The organism is Ochrobactrum sp. PL_is483, from assembly GCF_055816855.1.
This window is the reverse complement of record NZ_JBVPGS010000036.1, coordinates 155129-179955: the sequence shown is the minus strand read 5'-3', so window position 1 is coordinate 179955 and position 24827 is coordinate 155129. Positions and strand designations below refer to the sequence as shown.

The following is a 24827-nucleotide window of genomic DNA, read 5'->3' as shown; positions in this document are numbered from 1 at the left end:
TGTACTGGTACGAAGGATAGTACAGATGATTTCGACGGGCCTGCTGCGCAGCCTCGAAGCTGTAGAAGCCGCCTATGCAGGCGGGGAAATTGAGGCTGGCGACGAAAACATCGCTGCCGACAGGGTGCCGCTCGTTGAAAAGGTGATGAGCATTATTCGCGGACGCATTACCGCGATGAGCCTCGCACCGGGCGCGCGGCTGCCTTCCATCCGCCGCCTCGCCGAAACGATGAATGTCTCGAAATCCACCGTCGTTGAAGCTTATGACCGGCTGGTGGCAGAAGGTATCATCCAGTCGCGGCGCGGCGCGGGCTTCTATGTTTCGGAGCGCGCGCGCCAGCCGCTTTCGCTCGCCACCAACACGCCACACAAGGAGCGCCAGATCGATCCGTTCTGGGTCATGCGGCAATCGCTTGAAGCAGGCGACGCCACGCTTAAACCCGGATGCGGCTGGCTTCCCGACGCATGGCTCCCGCAGGACGCGATCCGTCGCGCCATGCGCATGGTCGCCCGTGACGAGACAAGCAATCTTGCCACCTATGGCGAACCCCTTGGTTTTCGTCCCCTGCGCCAGCATCTTGCGCACCGGCTTGGCGAACAGGGCATCGACGTGTCGAGCGGCGACATATTGCTGGCCGATTCCGGCACGCAGGCCATCGATCTCATCTGCCGCTATCTGCTCCAGCCGGGCGATACGGTTCTGGTCGATGATCCCTGCTACTTCAACTTTCAGGCCGTGCTTCTGACACACCGCGTCAAACTCGTCGGCGTGCCCTATAGCCATACCGGCCCTGACCTCGAAGCCTTTGCCAGAGCTGCCAGCGAACACGCGCCCAAACTCTATATATCCAATGCCGGGCTGCATAACCCGACCGGCGGCTCAATGACTCCGGCCACCGCGCACCGGCTGCTGAAGCTTGCCGAAGCGCATGGCATCACGCTGGTTGAAGACAATATCTTCGGCGATTTTCATCCCTCCCCCGCGCCATTGCTTGCCGAACTCGACGGATTCGATCGCGTCCTGCATATCGGCAGCTTCTCCAAGACGCTGTCGGCAGCGGCCCGCGTTGGCTATATCGCCGGGCGTAGCGACTGGATCGACGGGCTGACCGACCTGAAACTCGCCACCAGCTTCGGCGGCAATGCACTGTCGCCGCAGATCGTGCATGCACTTCTGACGGACGGCACCTATCGCCGCCATGTAGACAGCCTGCGCGCCAAGCTGGCCGACGCCATGACGCTGACAGCCAACCGCCTGAAAGCGGAGGGCCTCACTCTTTGGACCGAGCCGCCGGGCGGCATGTTCCTTTGGGCGCAATTGCCGGACGGGCTGGACTCCGGCCAGATTGCCCGGCATGCTCTGGAAAAAGGCGTACTGCTGGCACCCGGCAACGTCTTCAGCGCGTCGCGAACGGCAAGCGGTTTTCTGCGCTTCAATGTCGCCCAATCGCTGGAACCGTACATTTTCGCGGTACTGCGCGATGCGATGCGAGACGCCCGCGCCAAAATCGACGGGTGACCCCTCAGCATTAGCGCTCCCGCATCGAAAACAATTTCAAGCAAAAGAGGCACAGTCAACCGGACGGCTCCGGTTATACTCCTACGACATGTCTTTGGAGGAGACATCGCGCATTTCATCGTCGGTTCGGTGCCGGAAGGCATGCCACGATGATCGGGCGCAGGGAGAACGGAGAGAGCAGGCTGACGACGCGTTCGCGCCTGCTGGGAGGGAGTATCATTGAATACGCACCAGTCCGGGGCGGATGCGCTTTCGCGTCCCGAAGATGAAAAATTATCTGTCACTGCCAACCTGGCTTACGGCTTTCAGCATGTGCTGACCATGTATGGAGGGATCGTCGCGGTTCCGCTGATCATCGGCCAGGCGGCTGGTCTCAGCCCGACCGAAATCGGCCTGCTGATCACCGCATCCTTGTTTGCGGGCGGTGTTGCGACCGTCCTGCAAACCATCGGCATTCCCTTTTTCGGCTGCCAGCTTCCGCTTGTTCAAGGCGTCTCGTTTTCGGGCGTCGCCACCATGGTCGCCATCGTCACGTCGAGCCAGACGGGCGAAGCAGGCTTGCAAGTCGTGCTGGGAGCCGTCATCGCGGCAGCCGTGATCGGCCTTATCATCACGCCGATATTCTCGCGCATCACGCGCTTCTTTCCTCCGCTCGTCACCGGCATCGTCATCACCACCATCGGCCTGACGCTGATGCCCGTTGCAGCGCGCTGGGCAATGGGCGGCGACAGCAACAGCCCGGAATTCGGCAGCATGGCCAATATCGGCCTTGCAGGGCTCACGCTGGTCATCGTTCTCATTCTAAGCAAGATGGGCAATGCCACGATTTCGCGGCTTTCGATCCTGCTTGCCATGGTCATCGGAACCTTTATCGCCTGGGCGCTCGGCATGACCGATTTCTCACGGGTGGGCGAAGGCACGATGGTGGCATTGCCGGAGGTTTTCCATTTCGGCATGCCGGTATTCAGCTTTGCGGCAACGCTCTCGATGTTCATCGTGATCATGGTTACGCTGGTCGAGACCTCAGCGGATATTCTGGCTGTCGGTGAAATCCTCGGTACGAAAGTGGATTCGCGCCGCCTCGCCAATGGCCTGCGCGCGGATATGCTTTCAAGCATCCTGTCGCCGGTCGTCGGCTCCTTCACGCAGAGCGCCTTCGCGCAGAATGTCGGCCTTGTTGCTGTGACAGGCGTGAAGAGCCGCTATGTCGTCGCAACCGGCGGGCTAATCCTCATCACGCTCGGCCTCCTGCCGGTGATGGGCCGGGTGATTGCCTGCGTTCCTCCTGCAGTTCTGGGCGGAGCGGGCATCGTCCTGTTCGGCACCGTGGCTGCGAGCGGCATCCGCACGCTGTCAAAGGTCGACTACGAGAACAACATCAATCTCATCATCGTGGCGACCTCGATCGGCTTCGGCATGATCCCCATCGCCGCACCGCAGTTCTATCATCACTTCCCGACCTGGTTTGAAACCATATTTCATTCCGGCATCAGTTCGGCGGCATTGATGGCTATTGCGCTCAACCTGATGTTCAATGAGATCAAGCTCGGCAACAGCAACCAGATGTCGGTCTTTGCGGAAGGAACCGAACGCATCATCCGCCATCACAATATCGCTGAGCTGCATGACGGAGACTATTTCCTGAACGGCAAGCTCTACGATGCCAAGGGCAATGAGGTCAGAATAGCTGCCGCACACTGAGGCAACTATCTCAGGACGCGGATGACAGTCCGGTCCGTCAGATGAGGCAGGAGGCGCGCCATGTCGGCGCGCTTCAATGCTATGCAGCCTTCGGTCGGCGTATAGCCCGGTCGCGCCAGATGGAAGAAGATCGCACTGCCACATCCGCGACGGCGCGGCGCGATGTTCCAATCCATGACAATGCAGACGTCGTAGAGATCGTCGCGCCGCCACATATCCTCGTGGCTTGCCGCATAAGGCAGCCTGACGGGACGGTTGTAATTGGCATCGGACGGCGCATCGCACCAGCCGTCCAGACGGCGGACGCGGCCGAGCGGCAACCGTGAGGATGGCAACAAACCCTTGTCGCCACGCCTGTATCCGTAGAGCAGCCGCATGGTTGCCAGAGGCGTCGCGCCATCGCCTTCGCGCTTGAAAGCGCTGATTCCCCCCTTGCCAAGAGCACATTCCAGCACCAGATTGCCCGCAACAAGCAAGCCGCGCGTTTTGTGGCCCGGTTTGGCCCGCACATCGATAACGCCGATTCCCCGGCTAATTGTGTATCTGGCCAAGCTCCCGCCTCCGTGTCATGCATGTTAAAAACCGTTGTCGGCGGGCGCGAAAACCTGTTTCACGTTTCGCCGCTTCAACTTGCCTCCATTAAATGTCATAAAACACCAAGAGCCATTTAAATCAAAGAGTAACGAGGACAGGCATGACAGGCCGTACGATACTGATTGTGGACGATGACGAAGATCTCCGTTCCATCCTCGTCGAACAGCTGGAGCTGTGCGAAGAATTCCAGATCCTGCAGGAAGACAATGCCACCAAGGGCATCCAGACTGCGCGAAACGGCATTGTGGACCTCCTGATCATGGATGTCGGCCTGCCGGATATGGATGGGCGTGAAGCCGTAAAACTGCTGCGCAAGGGTGGTTTCAAGGCGCCGATCATCATGCTCACCGGGCACGATACGGAATCGGATACGATTCTCGGCCTCGAATCGGGCGCCAATGATTACGTCACCAAGCCGTTCAAGTTCGCGGTGCTTCTGGCGCGCGTGCGCGCGCAGCTGCGCCAGCACGAGCAGAGCGAGGATGCGACCTTCATCGTCGGCCCCTATACGTTCAAGCCCGGCCAGAAGCTGCTCATCGACGAGAAGGGCAGCAAGATTCGCCTCACCGAAAAGGAAGCGGCGATCATCAAGTACCTCTATCGCGCCGGCGACAAGGTTATCGGTCGCGATGTCCTGCTGGAAGAAGTGTGGGGCTACAATTCAGGCGTTACCACGCACACGCTGGAAACCCATGTCTATCGTCTGCGACAGAAAATAGAAAAAGATCCGTCCAATGCGGCGCTTCTGGTCACAGAAAGCGGGGGATACAAGCTTGTCCCATGATGGACGGCGCCCGATGCAGGTGTATTGACGATCCATGGCGCTTGATGATGATATTCGCATTCTCGGTTCCGTAGGCCTGTTCGAGTCTTTTACGCCCGAACAGCTGCGGCTGCTTGCCTTTGGTGCGGAACGTCTCGTTCTCAGAGCAGGGCGAGAGCTTTTCCGTGAGGGACAAAGCGCGGACTGCGGATATATCGTCGTCTCCGGCAACATCACCCTGTTTCACGATAGCGAAGAGGGGCGGATCGCGATCCGCTCCGTCGGGCCAGGCGCAATGATCGGCGAAATGGCGCTGATCGCGCAAACCAGCCGACTGACAGGCGCTCTCGCCGAAGAGGAAACGGAAGTCGTACGTATCAGCCGCGCGATCTTTCGGCGTATCCTAGAAGAATATCCGGAAGCGGCAGCCGTACTTCATTCCCACATCAGCCGCGATCTGCTCCAGCTGATCGGCGAAATCGAAAAAGTCGCGCCGCGCTTGAATGGCGACTGACCCTCTTCAAAGATCAATCCTCTTTCCCGTCCCGATAGCCTCAAGGAAAGCCTGATCGTGGCTCACGACGATCAGCGCCCCCTCATAGGCGTTGAGTGCGGTTTCCAGCGCCTCGATGGAATCGAGGTCGAGATGATTCGTGGGTTCATCGAGGATCAGCAGTTCGGGAAGCCTCGTTCCACCGAGAACGCAGGCAAGTGCAGCCCTCAACAATTCACCGCCGCTGAGGCTACCGGCAAGCCGTGAAGCACCCTCGCCGCGAAACGAAAAGCGCGCCAGCGCCGCATGCGCGTCGTTGTCGCTGGAGCCCGGATTGAGGCGCCGATAATTTTCATAAAGCGTCTGGTCGCGATCCATCAGGCTCATCTGCTGGTCGAACATCGCCAGACGCGCCGGACGCATCACGGTTCCGGCCACAGGCTGAAGATCGCCCATCATCAGCCGCAACAGGCTGGTCTTGCCTGCACCATTTGGCCCCGTAACCACCACACGCTCGGCTCCAACAATCTTCAGCGACAGGTCACGAATCACCGGGTGGTCGGCTTGAGGTCCGCCTGAGACATTCTGCATCTCCAGCATCACCCGCCCGGACGGCGGAACTGCGCCTGCCACATCGAAATGCATCGGCTTCACCCGCTCGACTTTCGCCTGGGCCTCCTGCAACCGTTCGTTTGCCTGGGTGGACTGGCGTTCCGCCAATGCATCGCCTCGCCCCTTCGACTGTTGCGCACGGTCTTGCCGGGCATCGAGCAGCATCTTGCTCATTCCCGCATCGGCCCGCGACGCGCGGCCGCGCGCGTCACTGCGTGCCTGTCTTTCGGCTGCGGCCTGCGCCTTGCGTTCGACCTGCCTGACCTCGCGCCGCGCCGTTGCAAGATCGCGTGCCGCCGTTTCACGCTCCTCAGCTCTCTTCTCCTGATAGAAATCCCAGTTGCCGCCATAGAAGCGAAGCCCCGCCGGGGACAATTCCGCTATCGCATCCATGGTCCGCAGCAGCTCACGGTCATGGCTGACCACGACGGCTGCTCCACGCCAGCCGGAGAGAAGTTCCACGACGGCCAAACGACCGGCGCGATCGAGATTATTGGTCGGCTCATCCAGTAGAATAAGATCGGGCTTGTGGAAGATAAGGGCGGCAAGCGCCGCGCGTGTTTGCTGACCTCCGCTCAAGGCTGAAATGCGGGTGTCGGGAGCCAAATCAGGCAGGCCAAGTTCCTGCAGCGCGTCGGTGAAGCGCTGCGGCAAAAGCCAGTCGGCCTCATCCAGATCGCTGTCACTGGCCAGCCCCCGTTCAATACGAGCCAGAATATCGAAGCCTGCCCGTGCATCGAAAATATCCGCAAGCGTCATGGCAGCATTGCCGCCGACATTCTGCCGTAGAACGCCGATGCTTCCATTGGCTGTCACATTCCCGCTCGTCGGAAGCAGCATCCCGCTCATGATGCGCAACAGCGTCGATTTGCCGACACCATTGCGCCCAACCAGACCGATGCGGCCTTCGGCTACGCTGAAATTGACGGATTCGAAGAGGGGACGGCCATCAGCCGTAACGCAGGAAACATCCTGAAGTGTGAGAAGAGAAGACATCGCGAACCATGGAAACATTGAAAACACTGGTCATTTGAAACAGTGCCATCCGATCCATCGTTCTTCTCTCCTTGTTTTGACTGCGTCCTATATAGGCCTTGCGATCCTGTTAATCCAGATCGAATGTCGCAATAACTGGCACGTGATCGGACGGACGATCCCATCCGCGCGCATCGCGAAGGATTTGCAGACCCTGCATATGCCCTTCAAGATCGGCGGAACCCCAGACGTGATCCAGCCTGCGGCCACGATCCGATTCATCCCAGTCCTTGGCGCGATAGCTCCACCAGGTGAAGATTTTCTGGTCTGCCGGAATCAGATGCCGCATCAGGTCGCTCCAGCCGCCCTTCACACGCAGGTCTTCCAGCGTTTCGGTCTCTATCGGCGTATGGCTGACGATCTTCAAAAGCTGCTTGTGCGACCAGACATCGTTTTCGAGCGGGGCGATGTTGAGATCGCCAACGAGGATAGATGACAGCCCATCCTGCCGGTCGGCCACAATTGCACGCATTTCCTCAAGAAAGGCCAGCTTGTGCGCGAACTTGGGGTTGATCTCGGGGTCCGGCTCATCCCCGCCCGCGGGCACGTAGAAATTATGGATGCGGAGCTTTTTGCCGCCTGCTTCCACCACCGCGCTCAGGTGACGGCAATCGCCCATATCGCAAAAACCGATCTTTTCCACGCCCGTCAGCGGACGCTTGGAAACTGTCGCCACGCCATGATAGCCCTTCTGTCCGCTGATCGCGATATGTTCATAACCGAGCGCGCGAAACCCTTTGGCCGGAAACAGATTGTCGGGACATTTCGTTTCCTGAAGACACAGAACATCCGGCTGATAATCGCGCAGAAACTGTTCGACCAACGGCATGCGCAGGCGAACGGAATTGATGTTCCAGGTAGCAACGGAAAAAGCCATGAAGATAGGACTCGCAGCAACGAAAAAGATGCCGCGAACCTAATCATTTATCCGGCAAATGCAAACGGATTGCCTGTCACAAACTGACGGCTACTGACCTTTACGCTTCATGGCGATGCGCTGATAGTCGATCTTGAACATATCGTCGGTAAAACGCACGCCGCTGCGCACGTTGAAGATCATGACAGTGGTGTCGAGCTTTTGCGCGTCGGTGATGGTCCACTGCTTCAACTCGTAGGATTTGGGGTCGAACATCATGGTGATTTTCGAATCGCCGAAGATCGACTTGTCGCCCAGCACCAGCGTGGTCATGTCCGGCTCCTGCTTCACATTCTGAAGACGGCCGCCACCAAGATCAATGCGGTCTGCCAGAAGCAGTTTCAGTGGCGTCTTCGAAAGCGGATAGAGGTCCCATGTGTCGAGCTTGCGATTGTTGATGACGACCGATTCGCCATCGGAAATCACCCGGATCGGGGAATTGTTATAGTTGAAGCGAATCTTGCCCGGACGCTCGATATAGAAAGTGCCGCCCGTCTGCTCGCCCTTCGGGCCGAACTGCACGAACTCGCCGGTCATGGTGCGCACCGACGAGAAATGATCGGCAATCTGCTGTGCCGCAGCCCCACTGCCGCCTGCCCCTTGAGCCTGCGCCACGGCTGGCGTCAGAACCGGCAGCGCCACGCCCAATCCTAGCGCTCCGATGCCCAGCACAGCAGCGAGACGGCCAGCTTTTGCAAATGCGGACAAACGGGAGAGCATCATCGACAAACTTTCTCTTTTCATCATGGTAGCTAATTAGACCGCCAGTTTGGCGCTAGTATGGCCATTAATAGTCATCTTCGGTGGGCACCAGTATTTCGCGCTTTCCGGCATGGTTCGCGGGGCCGACAATGCCTTCCTCTTCCATGCGTTCGATGATGGAGGCGGCACGATTATAGCCGATGCCCAGACGACGCTGGATATAGGAGGTCGAAGCCTTCTTGTCGCGCAGCACCACCGCAACGGCCTGATCATACGGATCGTCGGAATCCTCCAGATTGCCGGTACCAGCCGGGCCGCTGCCGCCCTCGTCGTCGTCTTCATCCTCGGTGATGGCGTCGAGATATTCCGGCACGCCCTGAAGCTTCAGATGCTGCACGATGCGCTCCACCTCGTCGTCGCCAACGAATGGGCCGTGCACGCGCTGGATGCGCCCACCGCCAGCCATGAAGAGCATGTCGCCCTGGCCGAGAAGCTGTTCGGCGCCCTGCTCGCCCAGAATGGTGCGGCTGTCGATCTTCGATGTGACCTGAAACGAAATACGTGTCGGGAAATTGGCCTTGATCGTGCCGGTTATGACATCGACCGAGGGGCGCTGCGTGGCCATGATGACGTGAATGCCCGCCGCACGCGCCATCTGCGCCAGACGCTGCACCGCGCCTTCGATATCCTTGCCCGCGACCATCATCAGGTCGGCCATTTCGTCGATGATCACGACGATATAGGGCATCGGTTCGAGATCGAGTTCTTCCGTCTCGTAGATCGCCTCGCCCGTATTGCGGTCAAAGCCGGTCTGCACGGTACGCGCAATCGGCTCGCCCTTTTTCTGCGCCAGACCGACACGCTGGTTGAAGCCGTCGATGTTGCGCACGCCGACCTTGGACATCTTGCGATAACGGTCTTCCATTTCGCGCACAGTCCATTTGAGCGCGACAACCGCCTTCTTCGGATCGGTCACAACCGGCGTCAGCAGATGCGGAATACCGTCATAGACGGAGAGTTCCAGCATCTTGGGGTCGATCATGATGAGGCGGCATTCCTGCGGCGTCATGCGATAGAGCAGCGACAGGATCATAGTGTTGATCGCCACCGACTTGCCCGAACCGGTGGTGCCGGCCACGAGAACATGCGGCATCTTGGCGATATCGGCGATGACCGGCTCGCCATTGATGGTTTTGCCGAGCGCCAGCGCCAGCTTCGCCTTCGATTGCTCGAAGTCGCGGCTTGCCAGCATTTCGCGCAGGTAAACCATTTCGCGCTTCGGGTTCGGCAGTTCGATACCGATGGCGTTGCGGCCCGGAATGACCGCAACGCGCGCCGCGATCGCGCTCATCGAGCGGGCAATGTCGTCGGCAAGGCCGATGACGCGCGAGGACTTGATGCCGGGAGCCGGTTCAAGCTCATAAAGCGTCACCACCGGGCCGGGCTTCACATTGATGATTTCGCCGCGCACGCCGAAATCTTCCAGCACGCCTTCAAGCAGACGTGCATTCTGTTCCAGCGCGTCCTTGGAAAGCGCTGGGTCGCGCTGAACGAGCTTCGGTTCGGCAAGGAAATGGAGCGACGGCATTTCAAAAACGCCATTGTCCTTGAGGAAGGAGGGCTGCGCCTCGCGCTGGGCGCGCGGGCCGGGCTTCGGCGACGGTACGGCCTGTTCCACACGCGCCTTGCGGGCGCGAGGCGGCGGCGCATCATGCCATTCCTGACCGGCGAGCGGCGTGTCGTCATCCATATCGTCCATATCGAAAGGCGGCGCGTCGTCGACGGCGGCAGGCGCCCCGAAACCCGGTTCCCTGCGCGGCGCGTTGCGCGCTTCGGCGTTGCGGCGCACCACGCGCATATCGTCGAAATCGTCCTCGCGCGGGCGGCGACGGCCAAGCCCGGTCAGGCGCTTGAAATTGGCGGTCGTGGTCAAAACCAGATGTGTGAGCGCGCCGACAAGCTGGAAACCGCCACCAGCGGACGCTTCATCGTCTTCATCTGGGGCAAAGTCATCATCTTCCGCGCCGCGGCGGGCTGAGGCTTGCGCAGGATTGACGACACCTGCCCCGCGCCCGACGATGCCGCTGGCAAAAAGGCAGAGCCAGAAAGCCGGGACAGCAAGGATGAGCGCAATGCCCGAGGCGATGGCCCCTTGCGGAAAACTGCCAAGGAAAAGCCCCGGAAATTTCAGGATCATGTCGCCAAAGACGCCACCGAGACCAATCGGCATCGGCCAGCTTGCCGGTACCGCGAAGCAGCTGGCAATCGCCGCAAACAGGAGTGCGGCGCCCAGCCACGCAAAACTGCGCTTGGCCACCCGCCCGATGCCACCGCGCGTCATCATCAGCAGCGACCAGACAGCAAGCGGAAGCAGGGCGGGAACGCTCGCCAGGCCGAAAAACTGCATGGCAATATCGGAGAACACAGCACCGGGATAGCCCAGCGCATTCGTTACCGGATTGTCGGTCGCGTGGCTGAAGCTCGGATCGGCGACATTCCATGTCGCCAGCGCGCCGACAGCCATGCCGGTGAGCGCCAGAAGCCCCAATCCAAACAGGATATAGAACTGCCTGCGGAAGAGATTGGCCAGTTTCAGCCTGTCTTCCGTAATCCGCTCGTCACGCAGCGGGTATGAGGGCGAATATCCTTGCCGCATATAGCCTGTCCCGAACCGAAAATATTTGCTGGCCCCTGAGCGGACTTGCTCCGGGCACATTGAATCGGTCCGATCCTAATCGTCGGATGGTTAATTCCTCATTAACCATGCATGAGGCTCGGCAAATAAAGGAAAAGGCGCGGGGATCGCCCGCGCCTTCCGAAAGCCCGACAAGCAGGGAAACACCTCCCTACTCCCCTACTCCCCTACTCCCATCCTCACTGCACCGACTCCCCATGCAGCGCGATATCCAGCCCCTCGATCTCGGCCTGCTTGCTGGGCCGCAGGCCCATGACGGCCTTGACCACGTAAAGAATGATCGCGGTGGCGATGGCCGTGTAGACGACCGTGACAGCAGCGCCGAAGAACTGCTTGCCGATGGTGGCGCCTTCGCTGGCCGGGTTGATCGCCGCATCGGCAAAGAGGCCGGTCAGCACCGCGCCGACGAAGCCGCCGACACCATGAACGCCGAAGGCATCGAGTGAATCGTCGTACCCGAGCGCATGCTTGATCTTCACAGCCGCCACGTAGCAGACCGCACCGGCCACTATGCCGATGATGAGCGCGCCAGTCGGATTTACGAAACCGGCGGCAGGCGTGACGGCGACGAGCCCCGCGACAGCGCCCGAAATAATGCCGAGCACGCTTGGCCTGCCAGCAACCGCCCATTCCACGAACATCCAGGCCAGCGCAGCACCAGCGGTCGCAACCTGCGTGTTGAGCATGGCAACGCCAGCAAGCGCATTGGCCCCGACAGCAGAGCCCGCATTGAAGCCGAACCAGCCGACCCACAGAAGGGCAGCGCCGATGACCGAGAGCACCAGATTATGCGGTGCCATGTTGGTATGGCCGTAGCCGTCGCGCTTGCCGAGAATGAGGGCAGCCACCAGACCGGCGACACCGGCATTGATATGGACAACCGTGCCGCCGGCAAAATCAAGCACGCCATCCGACGCCATGAAGCCGCCGCCCCAGACCCAGTGGGCAACCGGGATATAGACGATGAACAGCCATAGCGTCAGGAACACCAGCATGGAGGAAAACTTCATGCGTTCGGCAAACGATCCGGCGATAAGCGCAGGCGTGATGACGGCAAAGGTCATCTGGAAAGTGATGAACACATATTCGGGAATGGTCCCTGTCAGCGATCCCATCGTGACGCCGGAGAAAAACGCCTTGGACAGCCCGCCGATAAACGAATTCAGCGAACCGCCATCAGTGAAGGCGAGCGAATAGCCTGCAACCATCCACAGAACGGACATGAGGCAGGTGATCGCAAAGCTCTGCATCACTGTGGACAGCACGTTCTTCTTGCGCACCATGCCGCCATAGAACAGCGCCAGACCCGGTATCGTCATCATCAACACCAGCGCGGTTGAAGTCAGCATCCACGCCGTATCGCCCGTATCGAGGGTTGGTGTCGGGGCGGCCTCCTGTGCCCTCGCCGTTCCCGCCATGGCGAGGAGCGCGGGCAGGCTGGCCAGAAGGGCCGTTTGCTTGTTTCTTCCTGTTATGAGCATCGAATATCTCCGTCGAAGGGCGGCTTCAAACGCGGCTGCGCTGGAAAGACCGGTTCAAACAGAGAGAAACAAAATTCATGCCAGTTGGCCGAAGCAGGCAAACTAACCGCAAATTTTATGACATTCGGCACGCCGGATGCGGAAATTCGCAGCTAGGAACGTGGTGCCACGGATGCAGCTTCAGACCGAATGATGCCTTAACTGATTCATTCGATTCGCTTTTTACCCCTCGGCATCTCGCCAGCCAACAGCGAAATGCCTCAAATTTAATCGCCTATTCAGCTCATGATTAATAATTAATCATTTCTTTTCCTCGTGCACGCGGATCAGGCCTTCCTGCGCGACTGATGCGATCAGCACGCCATCGCGGGTGTAGAGCGCGCCGCGATTGAAGCCGCGTGCGCCTGAAGCGCTCGGCGTATCCTGGGTATAGAGAAGCCAGTCATCGAGCCTGCACGGTCGATGAAACCACATGGCGTGGTCGAGGCTCGCCACCTGCATGTCGCGATCGAAAATAGTCCGGCCATGCGGATGAAGCGACGTGTCGAGCAGCGTCATATCGGAAAGATAGGCGAGAATGGCGGCTTGCAGTGCCCGGTCATCCGGCACAATGCCGCGCGCCCTGACCCATACATGCTGGACGGGCTCGAGTTTCTCCCGCGAGAAATAATGGGTCAGCGATACGGGCTTGATCTCGATGGGCCGTTCCCGCTCCCAGTATTTGCGGACATTGGGCGGCGCCATATGGAGATATTGTTCCTTGATGTCGCGATCGCCGACGAGTTGCTCGGGCATAGGCAACCCTTCCGGCATCGGCATCTGATGCTCAAGCCCGCCTTCGTCGATCTGGAACGAAGCGGATAACGAGAAAATTGCCTTGCCATGTTGCTTGGCCAGAACGCGCCGGGTGCTGAAGCTGGAACCATCACGGATGCGGTCCACCTCATAGACGATGGGGATGGCCGGATCGCCGGGCCGCACGAAATAGGCATGGAGCGAGTGCACATGGCGCTCCGGTTCGACTGTGCGCTGCGCGGCAATCAGCGCCTGCCCAATCACCTGCCCCCCGAAAACCCGCTGCCAGCCCACCTGCGGGCTGTTGCCCCGGAACAGGTCCACCTCAAGCGTTTCGAGATCGAGGATCGATAGCAGTTCGCGCATTGCCGCCGTCTGCTCGATACCGGACTTTTCTTCATCGGACATGGACAGCCTGTCTCCTGCAACCATATATATGCTTCGGGTTCTTGTTTGAGCCGGAGCGTTGGAACCTGTCAAGAACCGCGCGGGAAAAGCTGTCCCTGGCCGCGGAGCAGACGGCAGGTTTCGGCATGCACCGCGGCAAAATATCGGGTTCCCTGACCGGCGATATATGTCAAAACAGCGCGTGAGCGGTTCCAGCTAAACCAGAATCGCGCAACCGCTCTATCTCTTTGTTTCCAAGCATTTGCCTCGCGCAAAACCGCTTCGCACTTTTGCTGGAAATGCTATCGTGAGATAGATTCTCGAAAGGAAATGACAAATGGCCGTCCGGAAAAAGCAGGAAGCAGCGCGCAATAACGATGTGGTGATTGCAGGCGGCGGCTATGTCGGCCTTGTCACGGCGGTCGCAATCAGGTCAGCGGCCCCGCACCTTTCCGTGACGGTGATCGACGGCGCGCCTGCGGGCGCCTGGAAAAACGATCCCCGCGCCTCCTCCATCGCCGCGGCCGCCTCGCGGATGCTCGACAAGCTCGGCTGCTGGCAGGAAATTCTGCCGGATGCCCAGCCTATCACCGAAATGGTCATCACCGATTCGCGAACATCCGATCCGGTCCGTCCCGTGTTCCTCACCTTCGAGGGAGAAGCGGAACCGGGCGAGCCTTTCGCCCATATGGTCGAGAACCGTGTGCTCAACACGGCATTGCACAACAAGGCGGATGCCCTCGGTATTGTCTTCCTTGAGGCGGTGAGCGTCGACAATTTCGAAACCCGGCCCGAAAGCGTGACCGTTGCGCTGTCCAATGGCGACAGGCTGGAAACGCGCCTCTTGATCGCTGCCGACGGCGCGCGCTCGCGGCTGCGCGATCTGGCGGGCATCAAGACCGTGAACTGGGATTATGGCCAGTCGGGCATTGTCTGCAATGTGGCGCACGAGCGCCCGCATGGCGGCCGTGCCGATGAGCATTTTCTGCCCGCCGGTCCATTTGCGATCCTTCCGCTGAAGGGCAATCGCAGCTCACTGGTCTGGACCGAGCGCACGGCGGATGCCGAGCGGCTCATCCGCGAGGATGATTTCGTGTTCGAAGCTGAACTGGAACAGCGCTTCGGCCATCGTCTGGGCGCCCTGCATGTCGAAGGGCCGCGCCGCGCCTTCCCGCTCGGCCTCACGCTGGCGCGCGAATTCGTGAAGCCGCGCTTCGTGCTGGTGGGCGACGCAGCACATCGTATCCATCCTATCGCCGGTCAGGGCCTCAACCTCGGTTTCCGCGACGCGGCGGCGATTGCCGAAGTGGTGGTCGAAACGGATCGCCTTGGCCTCGATATCGGATCTTTCGCAGCCCTTGAACGCTATCAGTCGTGGCGCCGCTTCGATACGGTGCAGATGGGCGTCACCACCGACGTCCTGACCCGGCTTTTCTCCAACGACAATCCGGCCATCCGCTCAATCCGCGATATCGGGCTTGGTCTTGTCGACCGGGTTCCAGCGCTAAAGTCCTTCTTCATCAAGCAGGCTGCGGGCCTTTCAGGCGATACACCGCGCCTGTTGAAAGGACAGGCCATCTGAGCGCTGGACCCGTTCCTGGACTGCCCTATATCGGTAGCGGAAACCCCAACCGAGAGGAGAGCTTCCCATGGACAGAAAAGCAACCGCCGTCTGGCAAGGCACGCTGAAGGAAGGCAAAGGCACCCTCAACACGCAAAGCGGTGCACTGAAGGATCTGCCCTACGATTTCAAGGCTCGTTTTCAGGACGAAAGCGGTCGCTCCGGCACCAATCCGGAAGAGCTTCTGGGCGCCGCCCATGCAGGCTGTTTCGCCATGCAGCTTTCAGCCCTCCTGACAGAGCACGGCACTCCGCCCGAAAAGCTTGAGGCAACCGCAGTCGTCAGCATCGGCCCGGCTTCCGGCGGCGGCTTTGAAATCAGCCGCAGCGCACTCACGCTCAACGCCAAAATCCCCGGTATCTCGGCGGAGGATTTCGAGACGCTTGCGAACAAGGCCAAGCAGTCCTGCCCGCTTTCAAAAGCGTTGGGCGCTATCGAGGTAACGTTGGACGCAAAACTGGCTTGAACGAGTATAAGTTGCGGGGATAAGAAGCGGGCGCAAGCTCGCTTTTTTATTCCGGCAGGTGGCAGACAGCCTCGATATTGTGGCCGTCCGGATCGATGACAAAGGCGGCGTAATAGTCGGGATGATAATCGGCCCGCAGACCGGGCTTGCCATTGTCCTTGCCGCCAGCGGCAATGGCTGCTTCATAAAAGCGGTCCACCTCGGAGCGGGTCCCAGCCGAAAAAGCGACATGAAGCACGCCCTCCAGCTTCGCACCCTTCTGCCTGCCGATCCAGAATTCCGGCTTGCCATTGCGGCCATATCCCACCCAATCGCCGAATTCCATGGCGCGGCCTATGCCGAGCGGCGCCAGCGCCGCATCATAAAAAGCCCGCGACTTGGGCATGCTGGAAATGTTGAATCCGATATGATCGAGCATGATTGCCCTGTCTCCGATGGATATGCCCTAATGAGATATCGGCGCCTCTACAAAGATCAAGCCTTCTACGAAGGTGAACCAAAGTTTAGGTAAAGAAAAAGGGGGAAGGTTTAGACCTTCCCCCTCTTGGTTCTTGGAACCGATCTCGCAATTACACGCGGCGCTCGACCATCATCTTCTTGATTTCGGCAATCGCCTTGGCAGGGTTCAGGCCCTTCGGGCAGGTCTGCGCGCAGTTCATGATCGTGTGGCAGCGATAGAGCCGGAACGGGTCCTCGAGATTGTCGAGGCGTTCGCCCTTGGCTTCGTCGCGGCTATCGATCAGCCAGCGATAGGCCTGAAGCAGCACGGCGGGGCCGAGATAGCGGTCGCCATTCCACCAGTAGCTCGGGCACGAAGTCGAGCAGCAGGCGCACAGAATGCATTCGTAGAGGCCGTCAAGCTTCTGGCGATCCTCATGGCTTTGCAGCCATTCCTTCTGCGGCTCCGGCGAAACCGTCTTGAGCCAGGGCTCAATGGAACGATGCTGGGCATAGAAATTGCTGAGGTCCGGCACAAGATCCTTCACCACCGGCATGTGCGGCAGCGGATAGACCTTGATGGCGCCCTTGATGTCGTCCATGCCCTTGGTGCAGGCCAGCGTATTCGCGCCATCGATATTCATGGCGCAGGAACCGCAAATGCCTTCACGGCACGACCGGCGCAGCGTCAGCGTCGGGTCGATCTTGTTCTTGATATAGAGAAGACCATCCAGCACCATCGGACCGCAATCGTCGCGATCAACATAATAGGTGTCGATGCTCGGATTGGCGTCATCGTCGGGCGACCAGCGATAGATACGGAATTCCGTGACGCGCTTGGCGCCATCAGGACGGGGCCAGGTCTTGCCCTCCTGCATGCGGGAATTCTTGGGAAGTGCGAGTTCAACCATTGCTCTTTCCCTTGATTAGTAAACGCGCTTCTTCGGCGCAATCTTGGCGAGGCTGATGCCGCCTTCCTCTTCCGTCGTCAACGGATCGAGGTGGACAGGACGGTAATCAAGCTTGACCTTGCCATCCGGCGACAGCCAGGACAGGGTGTGCTTGCGCCATTCGGCATCGTTGCGATCCGGGAAATCCTCATGCGCATGGGCGCCGCGGCTTTCCTGACGCGCTTCTGCCGAAACAACCGTCGTCAGCGCATTGGCCATCAGGTTCTCCAGCTCCAGCGTTTCCACCAGATCGGAGTTCCAGATCATCGACCGGTCAGTAACCTTGACATCCGGCAGCTCCTTCCAGAGCTTTTCCATGCGCTCGACGCCCTGCTTGAGCGATTCCGAGGTGCGGAACACCGCGGCATCTTCCTGCATGGTGCGCTGCATCTTTTCGCGCAGTTCCGCGGTCGGCTGGGAGCCGTTGGCAAAACGCAGGCGATCAAAGCGCTCCATGATCTTGTCGCAGGCAGCAAGGTCGAGATCGGGAATCTTCGACTTGCGGTCGATGACCTGACCGGCGCGGATGGCAGCCGCACGGCCAAACACCACCAGATCGATCAACGAGTTGGAGCCGAGACGGTTCGCACCGTGCACCGAAGCGCAGCCCGCTTCGCCAACGGCCATCAGGCCCGGCTGCACGCGGTCCGGATCGTCGGCGGTCGGGTTCAGCACTTCGCCCCAGTAATTGGTCGGAATGCCGCCCATATTGTAGTGAACGGTCGGCAGAACCGGGATCGGTTCCTTGGTCACATCCACGCCTGCAAAAATCTTTGCCGACTCGGAAATGCCCGGCAGGCGCTCATGCAGAACAGCCGGATCGAGATGGTCAAGATGCAGGAAGATGTGATCCTTGTTCTTGCCGACGCCGCGACCAGCACGGATTTCCATGGTCATGCAGCGCGAAACAACGTCACGCGAGGCAAGGTCCTTGGCCGAAGGGGCATAACGTTCCATGAAGCGCTCGCCTTCGGAATTGACCAGATAGCCGCCTTCGCCGCGCGCGCCTTCGGTGATGAGGCAGCCCGCGCCATAAATGCCGGTCGGATGGAACTGCACGAATTCCATGTCCTGCAGCGGCAGGCCGGCGCGTGCCACCATGCCGCCACCGTCGCCGGTGCAGGTATGCGCCGAGGTTGCCGAGAAATAGGCGCGGCCATAACCGCCCGTCGCCAGAACCACCATCTTGGCGGAGAAGCGATGGATGGTGCCGTCATCGAGGTTCCACGCCACAACGCCGGTGCACACACCGTCGGTCATGATGAGATCAAGCGCGAAATATTCGATGAAGAACTGCGCGTTGTTCTTGAGCGACTGGCCGTAGAGCGTGTGCAGGATCGCGTGGCCGGTACGGTCGGCGGCAGCGCAGGTGCGCTGGACCGGAGGGCCGTCGCCGAAATTCTGCATGTGGCCGCCGAACGGGCGCTGATAGATCTTGCCTTCTTCCGTGCGCGAGAACGGCACGCCGTAATGCTCAAGCTCGTAGACGGCGGCAGGCGCTTCGCGCGCCAGATATTCCATCGCATCGGTATCGCCGAGCCAGTCCGATCCCTTGACGGTATCGTACATATGCCACTGCCAGCTGTCCGGGCCCATGTTCTTGAGCGAAGCGGCAATGCCGCCCTGTGCGGCGACCGTATGCGAACGGGTCGGGAAAACCTTGGTGATGCAAGCCGTCTTCAGGCCCTGCTCGGCCATGCCGAGCGTTGCGCGCAGGCCAGCACCGCCAGCCCCGACGACCACCACGTCGAACTTGTGATCGACATAGGTGTACTTGCTTGCAGCGGCAGGCGCCGCATTGTTTACTGCACTAGCCATCGGGCTATCAACCTCCGAAGCTCAGCTTGAGGATCGCAAAAATGCAGGCGAAGCCGACAACAGCCGTAAAGAAGCTGTTCAGCATCACCAGCACGACCTTTATGCCTTCGCCATGCACATAATCTTCGATAATGACCTGCATCCCCAGACGCATGTGGTAGACGCCGGTCAGGACGAACAGCGCCATCACGATGGCAGTGAATGGATGCGAAAGAGCAGCCCGGACTTCCGCATAGCTTGCGCCATTGAGCGAAACGACCAGGCCGATGAAAAACATGACCAGCGGCACAAGGGCGACCGCGCTCAGGCGCTGATACCAGAAATGGCCGGTGCCCTCCTTGGCCGACCCCAGGCCCCGGACCTTGCCGAGCGGGGTGCGCATATCATTGTTCATACCGTTCATGAAACCAGCTCCCCTTAGCGCACCGAATAGGCGACGACCCATACGAGGATCGTGGCGATGACGGAGAAAACGACGGTCGTCCAGGCGATCCTGGAAGCGGTGTGCTTTTCAAGGCCTGCGCCCGTATCCCAGATCAGGTGGCGAACGCCGCCAGCCAGATGGTGCAGAAGCGCCCATGTATAGCCGAACAGGATCAGGCGGCCGATCCAGGACGAGAACAATGCATTGACGGTGTTGAAGCACTCTTCGCTGACCGCAGCCGAAATCAGCCAGGCCGCCAGCAGCAGGGTGCCGAAGTAAAGTGCGCCGCCCGTGATGCGATGGACGATAGACATCGTCATCGTAATGACCGGCTTGTAGATAGACAGGTGCGGCGACAAAGGACGCTGGCGCGTTACAGTCGGTTGTGTCATGGCTCTGTAGGCTTCCCTGACGTTTCTCTCCGGCCACACCCCGCTGACGACGATCAGCAAGGCAGCCAGGTTGCGGGCTCTCACGAACCCCGGTTCGACGCCGTCCGAGGCACAGGGAACCGGACTTTACGATCCCGCGCCGGTACGACCCAAGAAAATATGGCTGGACCGTGGCGTACGGCCCTATGTGGCGCTTTCTACTGCTCTTTTACCATCACGTCAAAGAAGCTTTTTCACGAAAAGACTAACAATTGGTCGCACCTCGGCGACACATTCGCGTGATTGCGGCATTCAAACGATTGAAGACCGCAACCGGCAAAAACATGTGTAATTTCATCCACTTTTGCGAAATCGATCAATTGCCGAATCGAATCACATAGCTCGACCAGTCGGCAGCCGTCGCAATCTGTTCATAGAGCTTGCGCCCGTCTTCCGGAACGCGCGGGGCGTTGAGCACCAGCTTGGACCAGCTGCGCTCCTCGGCCTTGTCGGCCAGCACGTCGATCAGCGCCTTGGCGATGCCTTTTCCACGATGATCGTGGTGCACATAAATATGATCGACCTGCCCTGCACGCAGGCCGGTCACCGGTTCGGGCAGATCGTAAAAGATCACGAAACCGACCAGATTTCCGTCGACCCGGGCTCCCAGCGTTTCAGCGGCACGGTCCTGAAGCAGATGCTCGGCATAGAAATCATCGGGGCGGCGCGGAGCACCGCGCTTCAGCGCCTGCGCATAGCTTGCCAGCAGCGGCGCGAACTCATGGGCATCCCGCAGATGGAGGAGCGCAATATCGACAGCATGATCTTTGGTCATTGGACGTTCCTTGGCGTTTCCGGCCGTTCCGCACGCAGCCTGCGAAGCAGCAGCGCACGGAAGACCGGTTCGATTGTAGCCAGCACGGATGACAAAGGTAAAGAAAGAGTTAAGATAGTCCGCATTCTCCTGGTGATCACCGTCGACGAGGCTCGAACAACGATGGCAAAACACAGACGGACAATCTTTGGCGCGGCTGTCGTCGGCGTGCTTGCGCTCGCCGGTGCCGCACGGGCCGACGATGCGACACGCTCCATCGATGCCTCGGGAAATCTTGTCATCCAGATGCCGGACAATGGCGCGAAGATCATCCGGGTCGGCGCGGCGCAGAAGACAGTTTCCTCCTCGCCGCAACGCATGAAGGTGATTACCGCGCCGCGAGATCGCGCGGTTGCCTATATCGTCGACAAGCCCAACAGCAATTGCGAAAGCGCGGTCGTGCTGCGCGGGCGCGCCTTCATGTACGGGCTCGATCGCGGAGAAACGCTGGTTCTGGACCACGCCAATTGCGGCTATCAATAGGGCTGTTCAACGCCCCGTCATTGACCGGAATTCCAGCACGTTTTCGTCGGCCAGTATCGGCAGCGCCGTGCGCACATTGTTGCGCCCGCCCTTTTTCGCTTCATAAAGCGCGCCATCCGCGCGTTTATAGAGATCGGAAAATACATCATCGAATTCCATTTCCGCGACGCCGAAGCTTGCTGTGAACTCGATCTCCCCGTTCCTGCCCGCAATACGAATATCGCGACAGACAAGCCGCGTCTTGTCCGCGAATCGCCATGCCGATTGGATCGTGTTTCCCGGTAGGATGATCGCGAATTCCTCACCGCCGACACGGGCGGCAATGCCGCCCTTGACGCTCGCCGCTTTGCGCAGTTCAGCGGAGAAGGCGGCGATGACGCGATCCCCCAGAGCGTGGCCGTGCGTGTCGTTGATGGCCTTGAAGTGATCGATGTCGCACAGGACCAGCGACAAAGCCTGCCGCATGCGCTTCGACTTTTCAATTGCCGCTTCGGCGCGAAACTCGAAACCGCGCCGGTTGAGCAGCATGGAAAGCTGATCCGTTTCCGAACGTATCTGCATATCGGTGATCAGCTCCCGCATCAGGCTCAACAGCAGGAGCAAGCCGCCAGCAACCGAAAGCGCAGCACCAATCGACTGCGAGAACATCGCATAGGTCGTATCGATATAGTCGGCCGGCTCAGCGCCTGCGCCTCCGGACAACACGGCGATAACGGGCTTGAACAGGAAATGGACGGCGCTGACGCCGAACAGCACCGCCATGAGCGTGTCGATGGCGTTGCGATCCACGCGCAGGATCACCCACACAGCGAGCAGAAGCACCAGAAAATAGGGCGTCTGATAAAGCAGCATGCCGATCATCTGGCTACGGGCGATGTCATATATGCCGTAGACCACGGCAAGCGACGCAATGGTCAGAAGCCCGAGCGCTATCCATGGCACAGGCCGGGCATACATTCGGGCCAAACCGACAACCAGACAGGACAAGGCCAGATAATAGGCCGTAAAGGCGAGCATGTAGCCGATGCGGGGATTGGGAATGGAGGGCATGGCAAGCTCGGTCAGGAAATAGAGCATTGCGAAAATAAAGCCCAAGGCAAAGACCGGCGCCGCAGCATTATCCCGCGCATAAACGGCAATGCCGAGAAATGCGAAAGCAAACAGACCGGAAACGGTCATGTTGATCAACAGGATAAAGTCGGCTCCATTCATCGATGCTCTTCCCCGTGCCGGCACTCAAGGACTTCCGCCGACAGCCACCCCGCCACACCCATACAATCAAAGCGTGAAAAACCTGCTAATCTACAGCCAACGAAAAACCGCCGGGATGAACCGGCGGTTTGATCTTCCAAGAGCCTTCGAGGAACCTTTTGGTTCGGAAATGCTCTAGTTCCACTCGCGAATGTCGACGAAATGTCCGGCAATCGCGGCAGCGGCGGCCATGGCGGGCGACACGAGATGCGTACGGCCCTTGAAGCCCTGACGGCCTTCGAAATTGCGGTTCGAGGTGGAAGCGCAGCGTTCGCCCGGCTTCAGACGATCGTCGTTCATGGCAAGGCACATGGAGCAGCCCGGCTCACGCCAGTCGAACCCGGCTTCGATAAAGATCTTGTCGAGGCCTTCGGCTTCCGCCTGTTCCTTCACCAGACCCGAACCCGGCACGATCATGGCGCTGACGCCAGCGGCAACCTTTTTGCCCGCAGCCATGCGCGCAGCGTCGCGCAGGTCCTCGATACGGCCATTGGTGCAGGAGCCGATAAAGACGCGGTCGATCTTGATATCGGTCATCTTGGTGCCGGGCTTCAGGCCCATATAGTCCAGAGCGCGCCACTTCGATGCCCGCTTGGTCTCGTCCTTGATCTCGTCCGGATTCGGAACGATGTCGGTGACGAAGACCACGTCTTCCGGCGAGGAACCCCAGGATACGACCGGGGAAATCTTGGCGGCATCGAGTTCGACGATCTTGTCGAAATGCGCGCCTTCATCCGAATGCAGCGTCTTCCAGTAGGAAATCGCCTGATCCAGCGCTTCGCCCTTCGGCGCGCGCGGCTTGTCCTTGATATAGGCGAAGGTCGTTTCGTCCGGCGCGATGAGACCCGCGCGGGCGCCGCCTTCGATCGACATGTTGCAGACCGTCATGCGGCCTTCCATCGACAGGGCGCGAATGGCTTCGCCCGCATATTCGATCACATAGCCAGTGCCGCCCGCGGTGCCGATTTCGCCGATGATGGCGAGCGTGATGTCCTTGGCGGTGACGCCCGGAGCCAGCTTGCCATCCACACGCACCAGCATGTTCTTGGCCTTCTTCTGGATCAGCGTCTGGGTTGCCAGAACATGTTCCACCTCGGACGTGCCAATACCATGCGCCAGCGAACCGAAAGCGCCGTGCGTGGAGGTGTGGCTGTCACCGCAGACGATGGTCATGCCCGGCAGCGTAAAGCCCTGCTCCGGGCCGACGATGTGCACGACGCCCTGACGGCGGTCACGCTCGGAATAATATTCGACGCCGAAATCAGCGGCATTCTTGGCCAGAGCCTCGACCTGAATGCGGCTTTCCTCGTTCTTGATGCCGTTGATGCGATCCGGCGAGGTCGGAACGTTGTGATCGACAACGGCCAGCGTCTTTTCAGGATGGCGCACCTTGCGGCCAGCCATGCGCAGGCCTTCGAAAGCCTGCGGGCTCGTCACTTCGTGCACAAGATGGCGATCAATATAAAGGAGGCAGGTTCCGTCTTCCTGCTGATCCACTACATGGTCGTCCCAGATCTTGTCATAAAGTGTACGCGGCGCGCTCATTGCGAGAGTTCCTTTGAACGGTTCTTAATTCGGCCTGTCATATGCACCCGCCTTGGCGTTTCGTCAAGAAACAGAAACCGCCACAGGGTGTCGCAGTAACAATCTTGCGAGATTTTGGCGCAATTATGCAATATGTTACGCAAGGCTTCATTTTTGGCAAATAAAAAAGGCGACCAGAGGCCGCCTTCTTTAAACAGGATGCTGTGAAACTTATTCAGCAGCAGCGGCCTTTGCGGCGGCATCGCGCTCGGCGGCGCGCTTGTCAGCTTCGCGCTCGGCCTTGGTGCGGTTGTCCTTCTTTTCAGCAATACGCGCAGCCTTACCGGTGAGGCCACGAAGGTAGTAAAGCTTCGCGCGACGAACCTTGCCGCGGCGAACCAGTTCAACGCCTTCAACGACTGGGGAGTAAACCGGGAATACGCGCTCCACGCCTTCGCCATAGGAAATCTTGCGAACGGTGAAGTTTTCATTGAGGCCAGCGCCGGAACGGGCGATGCAGACGCCTTCATAGGCCTGCACGCGGGTACGCGTACCTTCGGTCACGCGAACCTGAACGCGAACGGTGTCGCCTGGCTGGAAATCCGGAAGCTTGCGCTTTTCTTCGATCTTTGCTGCCTGTTCGGCTTCAAGCTGACGAATGATATCGGTCATCGTCTTTCTCCTTCTGCATTCTTCTCAAACAGTCAGAGCGCTCTGCACTTGCCACCAAGCAATCCTTGGCCCTGTGGCTATGCCTTCAAATTCAGGCAGGAGCGGTACACCATTTATTGGTTTGGGACGCCTCGGGCTTTGCCCGAACGAGGTATTACAATGTCGGGATTTCCCGAACTGGCAGGCACATACAGCATCACGACCCGTTTGTCACGCCCTGTCATAATTTTTCGTAGCCAGCC

The 24827-nt window shown here is 59.5% G+C and carries 23 protein-coding genes; 7 read left to right on the top strand and 16 right to left on the bottom strand.

Annotated elements, in window-relative coordinates:
- Positions 1–25: 25 nt before the first annotated feature.
- Both AC0TNJ_RS12535 and AC0TNJ_RS12530 read left to right on the top strand, forming a co-directional pair.
- The gene (locus AC0TNJ_RS12535) at positions 26–1519 is read left to right on the top strand and encodes an aminotransferase-like domain-containing protein (RefSeq protein ID WP_473771323.1); all 1494 of its coding nucleotides are present in this window, start codon (positions 26–28) and stop codon (positions 1517–1519) included.
- 219 nt (positions 1520–1738) lie between these two features.
- Positions 1739–3220, top strand: a complete 1482-nt coding sequence (locus tag AC0TNJ_RS12530) for a nucleobase:cation symporter-2 family protein (RefSeq protein ID WP_473771322.1) — start codon at positions 1739–1741, stop codon at positions 3218–3220.
- Positions 3221–3225: 5 nt separating this feature from the next.
- On the opposite strand, the gene AC0TNJ_RS12525 is transcribed toward AC0TNJ_RS12530, so the two are convergent.
- Positions 3226–3771, bottom strand: a complete 546-nt coding sequence (locus AC0TNJ_RS12525) for a L,D-transpeptidase family protein (RefSeq protein WP_473768004.1) — start codon at positions 3769–3771, stop codon at positions 3226–3228.
- 143 nt (positions 3772–3914) lie between these two features.
- Here AC0TNJ_RS12525 and optR point away from each other — a divergent pair, with 143 nt between their 5' ends.
- On the top strand, positions 3915–4598 hold the full coding sequence (gene optR / locus AC0TNJ_RS12520) for a response regulator OptR (RefSeq protein ID WP_006467959.1): 684 nt from the start codon (positions 3915–3917) through the stop codon (positions 4596–4598).
- A 34-nt stretch (positions 4599–4632) separates the two neighbouring features.
- Positions 4633–5091, top strand: a complete 459-nt coding sequence (locus AC0TNJ_RS12515) for a cyclic nucleotide-binding domain-containing protein (RefSeq protein ID WP_121999928.1) — start codon at positions 4633–4635, stop codon at positions 5089–5091.
- A 6-nt stretch (positions 5092–5097) separates the two neighbouring features.
- Here AC0TNJ_RS12515 and AC0TNJ_RS12510 read toward each other — a convergent pair whose 3' ends face one another.
- The 6 genes from AC0TNJ_RS12510 to tesB all read right to left on the bottom strand — a co-directional run bounded on the left by AC0TNJ_RS12510 (position 5098) and on the right by tesB (position 13714).
- The gene (locus AC0TNJ_RS12510; RefSeq protein WP_473771321.1) at positions 5098–6678 is read right to left on the bottom strand and encodes an ABC-F family ATP-binding cassette domain-containing protein; all 1581 of its coding nucleotides are present in this window, start codon (positions 6676–6678) and stop codon (positions 5098–5100) included.
- 109 nt (positions 6679–6787) lie between these two features.
- A complete protein-coding gene (locus AC0TNJ_RS12505) occupies positions 6788–7594 on the bottom strand; it encodes an exodeoxyribonuclease III (protein ID WP_473768007.1) in 807 nt (268 codons plus the stop codon).
- Between the two features lie 90 nt (positions 7595–7684).
- Complete coding sequence (locus AC0TNJ_RS12500; protein WP_473771320.1) at positions 7685–8356, bottom strand: outer membrane lipoprotein carrier protein LolA; 672 nt, start codon at positions 8354–8356, stop codon at positions 7685–7687.
- A gap of 64 nt (positions 8357–8420) precedes the next feature.
- On the bottom strand, positions 8421–10991 hold the full coding sequence (locus tag AC0TNJ_RS12495) for a DNA translocase FtsK (RefSeq protein WP_473771319.1): 2571 nt from the start codon (positions 10989–10991) through the stop codon (positions 8421–8423).
- A 218-nt stretch (positions 10992–11209) separates the two neighbouring features.
- The gene (locus AC0TNJ_RS12490) at positions 11210–12511 is read right to left on the bottom strand and encodes an ammonium transporter (RefSeq protein ID WP_473771318.1); all 1302 of its coding nucleotides are present in this window, start codon (positions 12509–12511) and stop codon (positions 11210–11212) included.
- Positions 12512–12811: 300 nt separating this feature from the next.
- A complete protein-coding gene (gene tesB / locus AC0TNJ_RS12485) occupies positions 12812–13714 on the bottom strand; it encodes an acyl-CoA thioesterase II (protein ID WP_121999924.1) in 903 nt (300 codons plus the stop codon).
- 316 nt (positions 13715–14030) lie between these two features.
- Here tesB and AC0TNJ_RS12480 point away from each other — a divergent pair, with 316 nt between their 5' ends.
- Together AC0TNJ_RS12480 and AC0TNJ_RS12475 are read left to right on the top strand one after the other, a co-directional pair.
- Positions 14031–15275 (top strand): ubiquinone biosynthesis hydroxylase, encoded by a 1245-nt coding sequence (locus AC0TNJ_RS12480; RefSeq protein ID WP_473771317.1) that lies wholly within the window; start codon positions 14031–14033, stop codon positions 15273–15275.
- A gap of 67 nt (positions 15276–15342) precedes the next feature.
- The gene (locus tag AC0TNJ_RS12475; protein WP_473768013.1) at positions 15343–15780 is read left to right on the top strand and encodes an OsmC family protein; all 438 of its coding nucleotides are present in this window, start codon (positions 15343–15345) and stop codon (positions 15778–15780) included.
- Positions 15781–15826: 46 nt separating this feature from the next.
- Here the strand turns inward: AC0TNJ_RS12475 and AC0TNJ_RS12470 are convergent, their stop codons facing one another.
- From AC0TNJ_RS12470 to AC0TNJ_RS12445, 6 genes are all read right to left on the bottom strand, one after another.
- Positions 15827–16198: a VOC family protein gene (locus AC0TNJ_RS12470; protein WP_473771316.1), complete on the bottom strand. Its 372-nt coding sequence runs from the start codon at positions 16196–16198 to the stop codon at positions 15827–15829.
- 151 nt (positions 16199–16349) lie between these two features.
- Positions 16350–17129 (bottom strand): succinate dehydrogenase iron-sulfur subunit, encoded by a 780-nt coding sequence (locus AC0TNJ_RS12465; RefSeq protein ID WP_121999919.1) that lies wholly within the window; start codon positions 17127–17129, stop codon positions 16350–16352.
- A gap of 15 nt (positions 17130–17144) precedes the next feature.
- Positions 17145–18986, bottom strand: coding sequence for a succinate dehydrogenase flavoprotein subunit (gene sdhA / locus AC0TNJ_RS12460; RefSeq protein WP_121999918.1), 1842 nt, complete (start codon positions 18984–18986; stop codon positions 17145–17147).
- A gap of 7 nt (positions 18987–18993) precedes the next feature.
- Complete coding sequence (gene sdhD, locus AC0TNJ_RS12455) at positions 18994–19389, bottom strand: succinate dehydrogenase, hydrophobic membrane anchor protein (RefSeq protein ID WP_473771315.1); 396 nt, start codon at positions 19387–19389, stop codon at positions 18994–18996.
- 14 nt (positions 19390–19403) lie between these two features.
- Positions 19404–19802 (bottom strand): succinate dehydrogenase, cytochrome b556 subunit, encoded by a 399-nt coding sequence (sdhC, locus tag AC0TNJ_RS12450; protein ID WP_006470953.1) that lies wholly within the window; start codon positions 19800–19802, stop codon positions 19404–19406.
- A 355-nt stretch (positions 19803–20157) separates the two neighbouring features.
- Positions 20158–20616, bottom strand: a complete 459-nt coding sequence (locus AC0TNJ_RS12445) for a GNAT family N-acetyltransferase (protein ID WP_006470954.1) — start codon at positions 20614–20616, stop codon at positions 20158–20160.
- A 162-nt stretch (positions 20617–20778) separates the two neighbouring features.
- On the opposite strand from AC0TNJ_RS12445, the gene AC0TNJ_RS12440 reads away from it, so the two are divergent.
- Positions 20779–21138, top strand: coding sequence for a hypothetical protein (locus AC0TNJ_RS12440; protein ID WP_473771314.1), 360 nt, complete (start codon positions 20779–20781; stop codon positions 21136–21138).
- A 6-nt stretch (positions 21139–21144) separates the two neighbouring features.
- Here the strand turns inward: AC0TNJ_RS12440 and AC0TNJ_RS12435 are convergent, their stop codons facing one another.
- From AC0TNJ_RS12435 to rplS, 3 genes are all read right to left on the bottom strand, one after another.
- Positions 21145–22350 (bottom strand): GGDEF domain-containing protein, encoded by a 1206-nt coding sequence (locus tag AC0TNJ_RS12435; protein WP_121999916.1) that lies wholly within the window; start codon positions 22348–22350, stop codon positions 21145–21147.
- 174 nt (positions 22351–22524) lie between these two features.
- Positions 22525–23934, bottom strand: coding sequence for a 3-isopropylmalate dehydratase large subunit (gene leuC, locus AC0TNJ_RS12430; protein WP_473768017.1), 1410 nt, complete (start codon positions 23932–23934; stop codon positions 22525–22527).
- Positions 23935–24144: 210 nt separating this feature from the next.
- A complete protein-coding gene (rplS, locus tag AC0TNJ_RS12425; protein WP_121999913.1) occupies positions 24145–24585 on the bottom strand; it encodes a 50S ribosomal protein L19 in 441 nt (146 codons plus the stop codon).
- Between the last annotated feature and the right edge of the window lie 242 nt (positions 24586–24827).

Excerpts from the sequence above, each read along its gene's own strand:
- AC0TNJ_RS12505 (WP_473768007.1), bottom strand. The coding sequence starts at position 7,594 with ATGGCTTTTTCCGTTGCTACCTGGAACATCAATTCCGTTCGCCTGCGC.
- leuC (WP_473768017.1), bottom strand. The coding sequence starts at position 23,934 with ATGAGCGCGCCGCGTACACTTTATGACAAGATCTGGGACGACCATGTA.
- AC0TNJ_RS12440 (WP_473771314.1), top strand. The coding sequence starts at position 20,779 with ATGGCAAAACACAGACGGACAATCTTTGGCGCGGCTGTCGTCGGCGTG.
- AC0TNJ_RS12490 (WP_473771318.1), bottom strand. The coding sequence starts at position 12,511 with ATGCTCATAACAGGAAGAAACAAGCAAACGGCCCTTCTGGCCAGCCTG.
- AC0TNJ_RS12495 (WP_473771319.1), bottom strand. The coding sequence starts at position 10,991 with ATGCGGCAAGGATATTCGCCCTCATACCCGCTGCGTGACGAGCGGATT.
- optR (WP_006467959.1), top strand. The coding sequence starts at position 3,915 with ATGACAGGCCGTACGATACTGATTGTGGACGATGACGAAGATCTCCGT.
- AC0TNJ_RS12480 (WP_473771317.1), top strand. The coding sequence starts at position 14,031 with ATGGCCGTCCGGAAAAAGCAGGAAGCAGCGCGCAATAACGATGTGGTG.
- AC0TNJ_RS12535 (WP_473771323.1), top strand. The coding sequence starts at position 26 with ATGATTTCGACGGGCCTGCTGCGCAGCCTCGAAGCTGTAGAAGCCGCC.
- AC0TNJ_RS12515 (WP_121999928.1), top strand. The coding sequence starts at position 4,633 with ATGGCGCTTGATGATGATATTCGCATTCTCGGTTCCGTAGGCCTGTTC.
- AC0TNJ_RS12470 (WP_473771316.1), bottom strand. The coding sequence starts at position 16,198 with ATGCTCGATCATATCGGATTCAACATTTCCAGCATGCCCAAGTCGCGG.
- AC0TNJ_RS12445 (WP_006470954.1), bottom strand. The coding sequence starts at position 20,616 with ATGACCAAAGATCATGCTGTCGATATTGCGCTCCTCCATCTGCGGGAT.
- sdhA (WP_121999918.1), bottom strand. The coding sequence starts at position 18,986 with ATGGCTAGTGCAGTAAACAATGCGGCGCCTGCCGCTGCAAGCAAGTAC.
- sdhC (WP_006470953.1), bottom strand. The coding sequence starts at position 19,802 with ATGACACAACCGACTGTAACGCGCCAGCGTCCTTTGTCGCCGCACCTG.
- AC0TNJ_RS12500 (WP_473771320.1), bottom strand. The coding sequence starts at position 8,356 with ATGATGCTCTCCCGTTTGTCCGCATTTGCAAAAGCTGGCCGTCTCGCT.
- AC0TNJ_RS12465 (WP_121999919.1), bottom strand. The coding sequence starts at position 17,129 with ATGGTTGAACTCGCACTTCCCAAGAATTCCCGCATGCAGGAGGGCAAG.
- AC0TNJ_RS12435 (WP_121999916.1), bottom strand. The coding sequence starts at position 22,350 with ATGAATGGAGCCGACTTTATCCTGTTGATCAACATGACCGTTTCCGGT.
- AC0TNJ_RS12510 (WP_473771321.1), bottom strand. The coding sequence starts at position 6,678 with ATGTCTTCTCTTCTCACACTTCAGGATGTTTCCTGCGTTACGGCTGAT.
- sdhD (WP_473771315.1), bottom strand. The coding sequence starts at position 19,389 with ATGAACGGTATGAACAATGATATGCGCACCCCGCTCGGCAAGGTCCGG.
- rplS (WP_121999913.1), bottom strand. The coding sequence starts at position 24,585 with ATGACCGATATCATTCGTCAGCTTGAAGCCGAACAGGCAGCAAAGATC.
- tesB (WP_121999924.1), bottom strand. The coding sequence starts at position 13,714 with ATGTCCGATGAAGAAAAGTCCGGTATCGAGCAGACGGCGGCAATGCGC.
- AC0TNJ_RS12475 (WP_473768013.1), top strand. The coding sequence starts at position 15,343 with ATGGACAGAAAAGCAACCGCCGTCTGGCAAGGCACGCTGAAGGAAGGC.